The 12,815-nt window shown below is 62.6% G+C and carries 9 protein-coding genes; all 9 read right to left on the reverse strand.

Annotation, left to right across the window (positions count from 1 at the left end; genetic code table 11):
- Positions 1 to 141: 141 nt before the first annotated feature.
- The 9 genes from BMS17_RS25830 to BMS17_RS25870 all read right to left on the reverse strand — a co-directional run bounded on the left by BMS17_RS25830 (position 142) and on the right by BMS17_RS25870 (position 12,716).
- Complete coding sequence (locus BMS17_RS25830; protein WP_046032145.1) at positions 142 to 738, reverse strand: glutathione S-transferase; 597 nt, start codon at positions 736 to 738, stop codon at positions 142 to 144.
- Positions 735 to 4,376 carry an AAA family ATPase gene (locus BMS17_RS25835; RefSeq protein ID WP_077432079.1) on the reverse strand — a complete coding sequence of 1,214 codons (3,642 nt, stop codon included), beginning with the start codon at positions 4,374 to 4,376 and terminating at the stop codon, positions 735 to 737. The genes BMS17_RS25830 and BMS17_RS25835 overlap by 4 nt, the downstream gene beginning before the upstream one ends.
- Positions 4,373 to 5,617, reverse strand: a complete 1,245-nt coding sequence (locus BMS17_RS25840; protein WP_077432080.1) for an exonuclease SbcCD subunit D C-terminal domain-containing protein — start codon at positions 5,615 to 5,617, stop codon at positions 4,373 to 4,375. Before BMS17_RS25840 ends, BMS17_RS25835 begins: the two co-directional genes overlap by 4 nt.
- Before the next feature lie 256 nt (positions 5,618 to 5,873).
- Positions 5,874 to 7,514: a BatD family protein gene (locus tag BMS17_RS25845; RefSeq protein ID WP_046032148.1), complete on the reverse strand. Its 1,641-nt coding sequence runs from the start codon at positions 7,512 to 7,514 to the stop codon at positions 5,874 to 5,876.
- Entirely contained in the window at positions 7,511 to 9,247 is a 1,737-nt protein-coding gene (locus BMS17_RS25850; RefSeq protein WP_046032149.1) for a tetratricopeptide repeat protein, read from the reverse strand. Before BMS17_RS25850 ends, BMS17_RS25845 begins: the two co-directional genes overlap by 4 nt.
- Complete coding sequence (locus BMS17_RS25855) at positions 9,244 to 10,323, reverse strand: VWA domain-containing protein (RefSeq protein WP_046032150.1); 1,080 nt, start codon at positions 10,321 to 10,323, stop codon at positions 9,244 to 9,246. Before BMS17_RS25855 ends, BMS17_RS25850 begins: the two co-directional genes overlap by 4 nt.
- The gene (locus BMS17_RS25860; RefSeq protein WP_077432081.1) at positions 10,316 to 10,810 is read right to left on the reverse strand and encodes a DUF4381 domain-containing protein; all 495 of its coding nucleotides are present in this window, start codon (positions 10,808 to 10,810) and stop codon (positions 10,316 to 10,318) included. Before BMS17_RS25860 ends, BMS17_RS25855 begins: the two co-directional genes overlap by 8 nt.
- Complete coding sequence (locus tag BMS17_RS25865) at positions 10,807 to 11,751, reverse strand: DUF58 domain-containing protein (RefSeq protein ID WP_046032152.1); 945 nt, start codon at positions 11,749 to 11,751, stop codon at positions 10,807 to 10,809. Before BMS17_RS25865 ends, BMS17_RS25860 begins: the two co-directional genes overlap by 4 nt.
- A gap of 5 nt (positions 11,752 to 11,756) precedes the next feature.
- Positions 11,757 to 12,716, reverse strand: a complete 960-nt coding sequence (locus BMS17_RS25870) for a MoxR family ATPase (protein ID WP_046032153.1) — start codon at positions 12,714 to 12,716, stop codon at positions 11,757 to 11,759.
- Positions 12,717 to 12,815 lie beyond the last annotated feature (99 nt).

Here is a 12,815-nt window from a genome sequence, read left to right on the forward strand (position 1 = left end):
TCCTGTAGCAGCTGGCGCAGCCTGCGTCCGGCTGCGCAGCAGTCGTAAAATCAGCACTTGCGGTGTATCAGACAAACCGAGCAAGCAGGATTTACGACTGCTACGCAGCCGGACGCAGGCTGCGCCAGCTGCTACAGGGGGTTACTTGTGCATCACGCCGGTAAACAGGTCTGACTCCAGAAACCGCTGCAACCAGGCCTGCAGCCGCACGTATGGCGTCTGCGCGAACCACTCGCGATCGACGTGGGCGAATTGGCGCACGAACGGCATCAAGGCGACATCTGCCAGGCTTGGATGGTCCGCCAGCAAGTAATCGCGACCCTCCAGCAATGCGTCAAGCGTGCGCAAAAACGCCTCACCTTCGGCCCGATAAACCGCCATCGGTTGCTCGGGGTAGCGTTCGGCGTATTTGTAGCGATTCAGATGCACCTTGAACGCCTGATCGTTCGTCTCGATCAGGGCGGCGATGCGCGCTTGTCCGGCGGCATCCTCGTTGAGCAACCAGTCTTGCGGATCGTTCTGCGCCAACGCCCAATGCATGATCGCCAGGCTTTCATCGATGACCCGGCCATCCGCGTCCAGCACCGGCACCGTGCCTTTGCTCGACAGGGCGAGCATCTCGGCGGGTTTGGCCTTGAGGCTGACTTCGACAATGTTCACCGCGACCCCCGCGTAGCGCAGCGCCATGCGGGCGCGCATGGCGTAGGGGCAGCGGCGGAAGGAATACAGCGTATTCATTTCACCTCCAGGGTGCTCAAGCCATTGCCCTGGCGATGGACCTGAATCTGCACCGGAATCCGTTCGTGCATTTCCTGAACGTGGGAAATCACCGCCACCTTGCGGCCCTGGGCTTGCAAGCCGTCGAGCGCGTCCATGGCCAATTGCAGGGACTCCGGATCGAGGCTGCCGAAGCCTTCGTCGATGAACAGCGACTCGATTTTCAGCGTGCTCGACGCCATCGACGCCAGACCCAGGGCCAGCGCCAGCGACACCAGGAATGTCTCGCCGCCGGACAGCGAATGCACCGAGCGCAGTTCATCGCCCATCTCGGTGTCCATCACCAGCAACCCCAGCATGCTACCGCCGCGCTTCAACCGATAACGGCGCACCAGTTGGCGCAACTGCACGTTGGCGTGATGCACCAGCAGATCAAGGTTGTAGGCCTGGGCGATTTTGCGGAAGGTATCGCCGGTGGCCGAACCGATCAACGCATTCAGGCGTGCCCAGCGCTGGAACTCGGTGTAAGCATCGGCGATCTGCTGGGCCAGGGCCTGATTGGCGTTCTGCCGGCGCTGATCCTCGGCCTGTTCGGCGCGCAGTTCGGCGCAGCGGTGTTCGCTGGCGGCAAACAGGTTTTGCAGGTCGGTGAGGGCCGTGGCCAATTGCTCGGCGTCGAGGTTGCCATTGTGTTGCGCCTGATGATTGAGCAGGCGCTGATCGCGTTCCTGCACGCGCACCTTGGCCTGCTCAATGGCTTTTTCACTGTGCTGCAAGTGTTTGCGCAGTTCACTGACCTGCTGATCGTCGACGCTCAGCAGGGTTTCCAGGCCGGCGTCGTCCAGTTCCGGGTGCTGGGCGCGCCAGTCGGCAATCTTGCCCGCCAACTCACGGTTTTCGGCTTCCAACGCCAGTGAGCGATCTTGCTGTGCCTTGAGCTCGGCGGCCAATTGCACCAGGCGCGTGAGCACACTTTGCAGTTCCTGAGAGGCCGAGGTTTGGGCATGACGGGCCTGTTCGACGGCCTTGTCCAATTGCTCCAGCCAGTGCTCGGCGCTGCGGTGCTCGCCCAACAATTGCGATAGTTTGTGCTGGCAAGCCTGTTGCTGCTCGGCGAGCGCGTTGAACTGCTGCTGAGTCGCGTCCAGTTGCTGGACGCGTGTCAGTTGGCGGTCCTGTTCTTTCTCCAGCGTCTGCTGGCGTTGCTGCTGCTCGCTCAGCTCGTCGCGCTGCTGGTCGAGTTGCTCCAGGCGTTGGGCGATCTGCCGGTCGAGTTGCATGAACGTCGCGGCAGGTTCGTTGCGCAAGGCTTGCAGGGTGTCTGCCGGCAGCAAGGTGCTGAACGCAGTCAGTTCCTCATCCAGACGCTGGCGATCACTGCTCAACTCGCGTTGCTGGTTGACCAGGTGTTGAGTGGCCTGCTGGCTGGCCGACTCCGCGTTGCGCAGTTGCTGCTGTAGGCGCGCGGCGTCCTGTTGCAGGGTGAGCAGGGCGGCTTGGCGTTGTTCGTCTTGCGTGATGCTTTGGTTCAACTGGCTGTTTTGCTGGGCCAGCCATGCGTCACGCTTGACGGCGTCCTGGGCCAGCAGTTGGGCTGACAGCGGGTGCGCTTCGAGGCTTGGTGTCAGGCCCTGCTGTTGTGTCACGAGCTGTTCTTGCTGTTGCAGCAGCTCTTTTTGCTGAGCAATCAAACCACCCACTTCGCCGCGCAAGTCGGTGAGTTTTTCCTTCAACAGATCGACGGCTTTCTGCGCGTTGGCCTGTTCGCTTTCATCATGCCGACCGAGGCTTTGCAACAGCGCTTCGGGCTGATGATAAGGATGGTCAGCGCTGCCACACACCGGGCACGGTTGATCGTCCTGCAACTGCCCGCGCAACTCTTCGACACTGGCGCTGCGGGCCAGACGCTGACGCTCCAGCAGTTCGCGGGTGACGCTCAGGGTCTGTTCGGCGACCGCCAATTCATTCTTGGCCTTCACACCGTCCTGCGTCAGGCGATCACGCGCCTGCTGGGCCGTGAGTTGGCGCTGGTGCAGTTCGGCGCTGCGCTTGTCCAGGTCTTGCTGACTGGCCCACAGCCTTGTCAGCTCCTCGAACGCACGGAGTTGTTTGCGGTTGTCCTGCAACAGGGTGCCGAGCAACTGAATCTGTTCGGCCACCGCTTCAGGCTCGGCGCCGGCCTCTTTATAGAGCACTTCCAGCTGTTGCTTTTGCGCGGTCAGTTCTTCGCTGGCGCGGGTAGCGTTTTGCTCCAGGGCGGTCAGTTCCGCCTGGCCTTTGTTCAAACGATTGCCGATCAACATCAGTTGCTGCAGGCGATCGCGGTAGGCATTCCACGCATCGCTCAACGGCGCAAGGTGAGCGCTCTGCTCCAGCTCCCCGGCCATCCGTTGCAGGCGCACGGCCACTTGCTGCTGTTGCTCAAGCAGGCCTTGAATGGTGTTCTGCCCTTGAGCGCAGGCCTGTTCGGCGTGTTGCTTGAGGTCGGCGCTGGTGGCGGTTTCCTTGACCAGGCGGGCGAGGGTGCTCTGTTCTTCAAAGGCCTGTCGCAGCAACGGTGCATTGGCGGTGTGTTGGCTTTGCGCCTCGACCAGTGCAGCCTGCGCAGCGCTCAGACTGGCCTCGAGTTGTGCTTGCCGTTCGTTCAGCGCGGTTTGCTGCTCGATGTGCTGCTGGATCTGCGCTGCCAGCGGCGTGAGCTGCGTGGTGAGTTCGGTTGTTCGCGCAAATTGATGGCGTTGCGGGGCCAGTTGCTCCAGGCGCGTCAGCTTCAAGCGTTGGTCGGCAAGACCGTCCCAATGTTGCTGGGCACCGGTCAGTTGCTCGGCGGCGCTCTGCTGTTCGTCCTGTAGTTGACGCAACTCCTTGAGCCAGGTGTGCTGCAACTCAAGTTGTTTGAGCTGCGCCTGTTGAGTCTTCAGCTGTTGCTGCGCCTCATTAAAGCGTTCATCCAGCTCGGCCCGGGCTTCGGGCGACAGTGGCGTCACGCCCGTGGCCTGGTCCTGCAACAGCTTGTGGGCTTCGCGTGCTTCTTTGGTCTTGTCGAACGCGCGGCGCCCGAGTTGGGTGTAGAGCGCGGTGTCGGTGAGCTTTTCCAGCAGTTCGCTGCGTTCGTTGTCATTGGCCTTGAGGAACGCACTGAACTCACTCTGGGCGAGCAACACGGCGCGGGTGAACTGCTCGAAGTTCAGGCCCAGTACGGCTTCGAGTTGGGTTTTGAACTCGACTTTCTGGCTCGCCAGCAGTTGGTCCTGATCGATGTCGCGCAAACTCTGACGACTGGCTTGCAGCTTGCCACCGGCCTTTTCCCGTGCGCGATTGGCTTCCCAGCGCGCACGGTAGCGGCGGCCATCGATGCCCACGAAATCAACTTCGGCATAGCCTTCACCCGTGCCGCGACGCAGCAGCGTGCGCGGGTCGCCGGTGCTGATCTCACCGTCGGCGTCCGGCGCTTTAGCGGACACTTGAGCATTGCTCAGGCGCGGCACGGCGCCAAACAGCGCCAGGCACAAGGCATCAAGCAGTGTGCTTTTGCCGGCACCGGTCGGCCCCGTAATCGCGAACAGACCGGCACTGGCCAGCGGTTCAGCGGTAAAGTCGATTTCAAACGGCCCGGCCAGGGAGGCGAGGTTTTTCAGGCGGATCGCGAGGATTTTCATGGCTGTTCGCTCTCCATCTGCACGTCTTGCAACAACTCGGCAAAGTCCTTCAGCGTTTGCTCATCGACCTCGCTGCCATAGCTGTCCTGCCACGCGCGGCTGAACAGCTCCTGCGGCGTGAGCTGATCCAGTTCGACCAACGCGGTGTTGTCATCGACGCCATCGCGGCTGCCATTGCCGGCGTATTCGGCGGCGATACGCACCAGGCGCACGGCTTTGCCTTGCAGGGCAGTTTCAACCTGGTGGCGCAAGTCGGGTTGCGGCTCATCGAGACGCACCCGCACTTCCAGCCACGGCTGGCGCTGGATGTCGGCCAGCAGATCGATATTCGGCAGGTCGGCCAGTTGCAGGAGGATGTCCGCAAACGGCGCCGGGCCGATGCGTTGCAGGTTGACGGCGCGGGGAATCAGCTTGGGCTCGACGCTGACCAGGGTTTCGCCGTCGAGCGTGATGTCGAGGATCTGATGCTGATAGCCGATCTCGGAGAACGACAGCGGAATGGGCGAGCCGCTGTAGCGGATGCGCTCTTCGCCATTGACCTTCTGCGGCTTGTGCAGATGGCCAAGGGCAACGTAACTGATGCTCGGCCCGAACAGACTGGCGGGCAGGGCCTCGGCGTTGCCGATGATCAGGCTGCGTTCGGAATCCTCCGAGACCGAACCGCCGGCCATGTGCGCATGGCTGATGGCAATCAGCGCCTGGCCCGGCTTGCGTTTGGCGTTGGCTGCTTCGATCAGCCATTCATGCACCTGGCCGATGCCGCGCAAGTAGTTGTCGCCCAACTGTGCGCCGGTGACTTCAGCGGGGCGCAGGAACGGCAGCGCCAGGCACCAACCGGCAATTTCGCCGGAGGCGTCGGGCAGCGGCAGCAGCAGGCGTTCAGCGTCCAGTTGGCCGTCATCGAGCCACAGCACACGACCGAGGGCGTGAGTACGCAAACGCCGCATCAACGGCGCGGGCAGTTCGATCCGCGAGCCGGAATCGTGGTTGCCGGCGATCATCACGATGGTCAGCAAAGGTTGCTGCTCATGGGCGCTGACGATGAAATCGTAGAGGCGCTCCTGGGCTTTGACCGGCGGGTTGACGGTGTCAAAGATATCGCCGGCGATCAGCAGCACATCGGGCTGGTCCAGCTTCAGCTGGCGCAACAGCCATTCGAGGAAACAGGCGTGCTCAAAGTCGCGCTCCTGGCCGTGCAGGTTCTGCCCAAGGTGCCAGTCGGAGGTGTGAAACAGACGCAAGGCGTACTCCGTAGGAAATAAGGTGATGGCCGCGGGGGGAATGATGGCGGCTAAAGGGGAGGGAGTTTACTGGCAAACACAGCCGATGTGGCCAGCAACACGAAAACCCTGTAGCAGTTGGCGAAGCCGGCGTCCGAGTGCGCAGCAGTCGTAAATCCTGCAACGCGGATTGTCTGGCAAACCGCGTATGCAGACATTGCGACTGCTGCGCAGCCGGACGCAGCCTCGCGGGCTCGGCCGCTGCTACAGAGGGTGATTATTTGGGGTAAAGCGGCGGCAACCCACTATCACCCACCGGGTCGTGAACCCGTTCGGCAATCGGGATGGCCTTGATCGCGCGCCACAGTTCTTCGCCTTGCCAGTATTGGCCGGTTTCGCTGTAGAGCGCGCCGTTCAGGCCGTCGAGGGCATCGGACAGCGGCACGAAACGGGCGGCCATGTCGGCCAGGGTTTCCGGCTGTTGCCGGGCCCAGGCGTCGAGCGCCTGGCGGGTGGCGTGTGAGTCGTTGGCCTGGCAGGCGCGCTTGAGTTCGTCGAGGACGGTGCGCGGGCTCGGGCCGGTTTGTGTGGCGCGCAGGATCGCCGGTTGCCAGCGGGCACGCCACCAGAGGCCGAAGCCGAGCAGGGTGGTGCAGGCCAGGATCAGCGTGCTGAGTTTCCAGCGCCACAGGGTTTCGTTGTCGGCAGCGGAGCTGACTTGAGGCGTCCCGGCCGGCGCGTCGACCAGCATGCTTGGGTTGTTGGCGACTTGCAGGGTGCGCGCCGGCAGGCTGCTGTGTTCCAGATGATCTTCGAAGGTGTTCCACCAGACCACGTCCACCGTCGGCAGCTCGATTGCGCCGCTGCGGGCCGGAACCAGGGCTTCACGGTCTTCGCGAATGCCGATCAGGCCGCGCTCACTGTTCTCGTTGCTAAGCATCGGTTGATCGGGATAACGCCGCAAGCCGCTGACATCAGTGGCGGGCAAGGGCGGCAATTGCGAGCTGGCCTGGCCTTCTACCTTCAAGGTCAGGCTGCGGGTGAACGAATCGCCCACCTGTGCATGGTCCGGTTGCGGGTTCCAGCTTTCGCCCAGGCTCACGCTGCGGGCCGGCAACCAGGGCAGGTCCGCGGGGTAAGTGATGGGTTTGGCCTTGACCGTCAGTAACGTTTGCGTGGAGCTGACACGCATCAGTTTCCCGGTTTTCGGCCCCTGTGCAGCGGCGTCCTGAGCGGGTTGAGTGTCGACCAGCGTGGCGCTGAATATCTGCGCTGGAATGGTCAGTTCGCCGCTGTGTTGCGGGTAGATCGCGTAGCGCATTTCGATCACGCCATGGCGCAGCCCGTTGATGACTTTTTCATAGGTGCGTGACTCGCCCAGTTGTTCGATACGCGCGTCGGGCACCTGCAACGGGGTCAGGCTGCTGTCGTCGTACAGCGACACCGAATGGTAGATGCGCAAGGTCAGGATCGCCTGCGCCTGTACGTACACACTGGTCTGGTCGAGGCTGACATCGATAAACACCGGCGCCAGTTTGCTCGCGGTGTCCTGGTTTTCGCTCTCGACCACTTGCACCGTAATGGGCTGGCTCTGCACCTCGCCCAGTTGCAAGGGTGGAATCGTCACGCTGCCGTTTTCCTTGGGCAGCAACGTGATAATCCAGCGCGTGGTCGCGCGGTTGTCGCCACTGAGGGTGTTCAACTGGTTGACCTGGCGGGTGTCGCGTACTTCGAACAGGGGTTCGAGCGGGGTCAGGTCCGGCTTGCCGAACTGTGTCACGTCGCTGGATTCCAGGGTCAGTTCGACCGTCTCGCCGGAGTTCAGGCGACTGCGATCGACACTGGCGACGAGCCCCGACGCCTGGGCCTGAAAGGTGCAGCACAACAAGGCAAGCATGAAGAGGGTGAAGCGGGTCATCGAGTTTTTCCCTGATCCTGATGTTGTTGCTGTTCGTACCAGAATTTGCGCCTGAGCAATTCACCCGGATCATCCGGGATCTTGCGTAACCATTGCTCCAGCGCCTGAAGCTGCTCGCCCTGGAGCGTGTCGCTGGTCGGGCGCGGTGGCGGTTTGGTGCTTTGCTCGTCGGCCAACTCGCTGCCCGGGACTTCATTGCCGCCGGGTTTCGGCGGCGTGGTGGTCTGTTGTTCGGTCTCCGCGGTGGCCGGTTGTGCGTCAGTTTGCGGTTCACCATTGCTCGTCGGTTGCGTGGCGGCGCCTGGCTGCTCCTGCTCGGCGTTTTGCGCCTCGCTGTCGTCGCTGGTTTCCGGCTCCACGGGCGCTGGGGTGTTTTTCTGCTTCAGCAGACTTTCCACCAACGCCTTGTTGGTCAAGGCCGGACGCAAATCCGGTTGAAGTTCCAGCGCCTGTTCGTAGGCATCCAGCGCGGCTTCCAGCTCACCGCTTTTGGCCAGGGCGTTGCCACGATTGTAGTGGGCATGGGCATCATTGCCTTGGGCGAACCGCTGGGCGGCGCCACTGTAGTCGCCGGCTTCATACAGCGCCACACCTTGCCACTGCGGGTCCTGAAAATACTGTGCCGCCCTGGCCGGGTGGTCTTGGTTGAGCAGGTGCAGGCCCCGTTGATCCGGGCGCAACCACAAGTCCTGGAAGTCGAAGGCATAACTCGGTTGCGGCAGCATCAACAGCAATGGCAGGCAGAACAGCCAGCCGCGCCGTCCGGCACAGGCCGCCAACAGCAACAGTGGTAGCAACAGCCAGTAACCCTGGTCGGCCCAAGTGTCCAGGCGCAGCGTTTGCCCGTCGTTGCGCAGCGCACGCGGGCCATCGAGCAGGCCCAGTGCGCGCAGGTCTGAATCATCCAGACGCGCCTGGCGATACTCTCCGCCGAGATCGCTGGCAAAGGCTTTCAGGTTGGGGGTGTCCAGGCGTGGCACCAGAATCGCGCCGTCACTGTCCTTGAGGAAGCTGCCGTCCTCCTGAGCGACTGGTGCACCTTCGGCGGTGCCAATGCCCAGCATCAAAAACTGCGTCGAGTGCCCCGCCAGTGCCTGACGAATACCTTGGCGTTCCTGTTCGGTCAGGGTCGAGCCGATCAGCAAAATCCGCCCGTCGCCCAAGGCGCCCTGGCTCAGCAATGCAAGGGCTTTGTTTACCGCGAGATCGGCGCGATGGCCGGCTTCGGGCATCAGTGAAGGTTTCAGCGCGTCCAGCAGGTTGCGGCTGGTCGACAGGTCATCCGACAACGGCACCAACGTGTGGGCGCTGCCGGCGTAGACGACGATGGCGGTCTGGGCGTCGCTGCGCACTTGCAGCAGGTCGAGCAGCTTGCGTCGTGCCTGTTCAAGCCGGTTCGGCGCCACGTCGGTGGCGAGCATTTCCGGGGTCAGTTCAAGCACCACCACCAGCGGGTCGGCAGGTTTCTGACTGGCTTGCTCGACCCGTTGCCAGCTCGGCCCCAGCAGTGCCAGTACGGTCAACATCCAGGCCAGTCCGAGGACCACCCATGGCAGTTTGCTGTCGCGTCCGTTGCCGCCACTGAGCAGGGCGGCATGGAAGGCCGGCGGCAGAATCATCTGCCAGCGCCCGGCACGTTTTTGCCGGTGCCAGAGTTGCCACAGCAACCAGCCCAATATCGGCAACAGCAACAGCCACCATGGGCGGAACCAGAAAGGCCAGAGCGCGCTCATCGGCGTCTCCGCGAGCGCAGGCGTTTGAGACGCTGACGCCAGTCAGGCAGTGGCGAGTGCAAGAACAGATCCTTGGTAAACAAGCGTAGAAACGGGTTATCCGGCCAGCGTTCGCGCACCACCAACAGCATGCTCAACAGCAACGCCATCGTCAGCGGCCAGTGATACAACGCCTGCGCCGGCCGGGCCTGGGTGGGTTGTTGCGTCACCGGTTCGAGTTTGTCCAGCGTGTCCTTGATGGCTTGCAGTTCGTTGCCGTCATGGGCGCGGAAGTATTGACCGCCGGTGGCTTGGGCGATGGCTTGCAGGGCCGGTTCGTCGAGGTCCAGGCTCGGGTTGATGCCCAGAAAGCCCTGCGTGCCGCTTTCTTCCGGGTTGGCACCAATGCCGATCGGGTAGATTTTTACCCCTTCGTTTGCCGCCAGCCGCGCCGCGGTCAACGGGTCGATTTCGCCTCCGTTGTTGGCGCCGTCGGTGACCAGAATCAGCACACGGCTCTGTGCCGGACGTGTGCGCAGGCGTTTAAGGGCCAGGCCAATGGCGTCGCCGATGGCGGTGTTCTTGCCAGCGATGCCGATGCGCGCTTCGTCGAGCCAGACCCGCACGGTGTGCCGGTCGAAGGTCAGCGGGGCTTGCAGGTAGGCCTGGCTGCCAAACAGAATCAGTCCGACCCGATCGCCATCGCGGCTTTCCAGGAAATCACCGAGTAAATGTTGCACGAGGCTCAAACGGCTGACGTCTTCCTCCTGCCACTGCATGTCGGGGAAATCCATCGAGCCGGACACGTCCACCGCCACCAGCAAGTCGCGGCCACTGGCCGCAATCGGCAGCGGTTCGCCGAGCCATTGCGGGCGCGCGGCGGCGATCAGCAGCAACAACCACAGCAGCATGAACGGTGCCTGTTGACGCCAGGCCGGCAGATTCGCCCGGGCGCGGCGTCGAGCGAGGCCTTCGAGGTCGCTCAGGAAACTGACTTTAAGTGCCGGCTCGCCGCTGTCGGCGACCGGCAGCAACACTCGCATGAGCCACGGCAGGGGCAGCAAGGCAAAAATCCACGGCCAGGCGAACTCAAACATGCTTGCGAATCCAGGTGTCGACGGCTTGGGTCAGGCCGGCGATGGCCTTGTCGTCGAGTTTGCATTCGGGTTTGTAGGCACCTTCGACCAGGACCATCCAGCGCGTCAGGCCGGCAGCCGGGCAGCGGTTGTCGAGAAACGCCAGCCATTTGCGCCCGTTGAGGGTGTGGCTCTGGCTGTAGGGGTAATGGTTGCGGCACAGGCGCTTGAGCAAGCCATTGAGTTGCTGTAGCCAGGCTCCGGCCGGCGCACCGTCGTAGGGTTTGGGCATCAGTGCCAGTTCGGCCAGCGCAGCGACACGCACCGGGTCCAGTGGCTGTTCGGCGCGAACGACGGGCTGTTTGCGCGCAAACACGTGTCGCAACTGCCACAGGCCAACGCCGATCAGTGGCAGCAATAAAAGTAATAACCACCAGCCCGGCGCGGGTGGCCAGAACTCGATGGGTGGCGGGGTAATCAGCGGTTGCAGTTGATCGAGACTGCTCATCGACCTTTCCCCGGTTTTTGTGGGTTCAGGTATTCGCGCAGTTGCTCGACCATCTCGGTCTGGGTGCTTAAGGGCATCAACAAGACGCGCAGTTTTTGTGCAAGCAGTTCCCAGCGAGCGATGCGCGCTTCGGCTTGTGCGCGATAGGTCTGGCGCAGGTCGTAATTGAGCGTGTCGAGCTCCAGTTGCGCGCCACGTTCGGCAAAACGCAGCAAGCCTGCGGCAGGCAGGGCATGGTCCAGTGGATCGGACAAAGGCAGCAGCAACAGGTCGCAATGGCGCGACAGCAGGCTCAGTTGTTGTTCCGAGCCTTCGGTCAGGGCGCGCTCGTCGCAGATGACGATAACCAGACTGCCGGGGCGCAACACTTCCCGCGCCCGACGCAGTGCCATGTTCAAAGAATCACGGTTCTGCTCGGTTTCGGCGTGCAGCGATTGATTGACCCGCACCAGCCGGTTGAGCAATTGCAGCAGGCTTTGTTTGCTGCGCCGGGGTTTGATTTCGTAGTGCTCGTTGTCGCCGAACACCAGTCCGCCCACCCGGTCGTTATGGCCCAGTGCGGCCCACCCGATCAGGCTGGCGGCCTGGGCGGCAAGGACCGATTTGAACATCAGGCCCGAGCTGAAGAACAGCCGGCAGCTTTGCTCGACCATGATGAAAATCGGCCGTTCGCGTTCTTCATGGAACAGCTTGGTGTGGGGCTCCTGGGTGCGTGCCGTCACGCGCCAGTCAATGGTGCGCACATCGTCGCCGGCCTGATAAACCCGCACCTGGTCGAAATCCACACCGCGTCCACGAAACTTGGAGTGGTGCAGGCCGATCAGCGGGCTGCGTTGGCTCGGCGTGGAAAACAACTGCACTTCACGCACGCGATGGCGCATCTCGATCAGCTCGGCGAGGCTGACGCGGATGCCCGGCTCGGGCGGCGCAAGGGCGTTCATCGGGGTCAAGCGACAGCTACGACGTCGAGAATCCGCTGGACCACCCGGTCCTGGTCGATGCCAGCAGCTTCGGCTTCAAAGGACAGGATGATGCGATGGCGCAACACGTCAAACAGCACGGCCTGGATGTCTTCAGGGCTGACGAAGTCGCGCCCGGCCAGCCACGCGTGAGCCCGTGCGCAACGGTCCAGCGCGATAGATCCACGAGGGCTGGCGCCGTAGGCGATCCAGTCGGCCATCTCCGGGTCGAACTTGCCAGGGTTGCGCGTGGCCATGACCAGTTGCACCAGGTATTCCTCCACGGCGTCGGCCATGTACAAACCGAGGATTTCCTTGCGTGCGGCGAAGATCGCCTGCTGGCTGACCCGGCGTTCCGGTTTGGTTTCGCCGTTCAGGGCTTCACCACGGGCCTGCTGCAGGATCTTGCGTTCCACCGTTGCGTCCGGGAAACCGATTTTTACGTGCATCAGGAAGCGGTCGAGCTGGGCTTCGGGCAGCGGGTAGGTGCCTTCCTGCTCAATCGGGTTTTGCGTCGCCATCACCAGAAACAGTGGCGAGAGCTCATACGTGCTGCGCCCGACACTGACCTGGCGCTCGGCCATGGCTTCGAGCAGCGCCGATTGAACCTTGGCCGGGGCGCGGTTGATTTCGTCCGCCAGTACCAGGTTGTGGAAGATCGGGCCTTGCTGAAACACAAAGCTGCCGGTTTCCGGGCGATAGATTTCCGTGCCGGTAATGTCGGCAGGCAACAAGTCAGGGGTGAACTGGATGCGGTGGAACTGGGCTTCGATACCTTCGGCAAGCTCTTTGATGGCCTTGGTCTTGGCCAGGCCCGGGGCGCCCTCGACCAGCATGTGGCCGTCGGCAAGCAAAGCGATGAGCAAGCGCTCGATGAGTTTTTCCTGGCCGAGAATCTGCGTTGAAAGAAAGGTTCGCAGCGCGAGCAGCGCTTCACGATGTTCCATCGATGACTGTTCCTGGAAAGGGTGACCGAAGACGTTCGAATAACGCCAGGGCTGGGGGCGTTACTTTAATCCATCGCGGGGGGCGGCGACTAACGGCAT

Origin of the sequence: Pseudomonas sp. C9 (assembly GCF_002000165.1) — a bacterium.
GTDB lineage: Bacteria > Pseudomonadota > Gammaproteobacteria > Pseudomonadales > Pseudomonadaceae > Aquipseudomonas.

Coding starts and splice junctions, on each gene's coding strand:
- BMS17_RS25830 (WP_046032145.1), bottom strand. CDS start 738: ATGAATACGCTGTATTCCTTCCGCCGCTGCCCCTACGCCATGCGCGCC.
- BMS17_RS25835 (WP_077432079.1), bottom strand. CDS start 4,376: ATGAAAATCCTCGCGATCCGCCTGAAAAACCTCGCCTCCCTGGCCGGG.
- BMS17_RS25845 (WP_046032148.1), bottom strand. CDS start 7,514: ATGACCCGCTTCACCCTCTTCATGCTTGCCTTGTTGTGCTGCACCTTT.
- BMS17_RS25850 (WP_046032149.1), bottom strand. CDS start 9,247: ATGAGCGCGCTCTGGCCTTTCTGGTTCCGCCCATGGTGGCTGTTGCTG.
- BMS17_RS25855 (WP_046032150.1), bottom strand. CDS start 10,323: ATGTTTGAGTTCGCCTGGCCGTGGATTTTTGCCTTGCTGCCCCTGCCG.
- BMS17_RS25860 (WP_077432081.1), bottom strand. CDS start 10,810: ATGAGCAGTCTCGATCAACTGCAACCGCTGATTACCCCGCCACCCATC.
- BMS17_RS25865 (WP_046032152.1), bottom strand. CDS start 11,751: ATGAACGCCCTTGCGCCGCCCGAGCCGGGCATCCGCGTCAGCCTCGCC.
- BMS17_RS25870 (WP_046032153.1), bottom strand. CDS start 12,716: ATGGAACATCGTGAAGCGCTGCTCGCGCTGCGAACCTTTCTTTCAACG.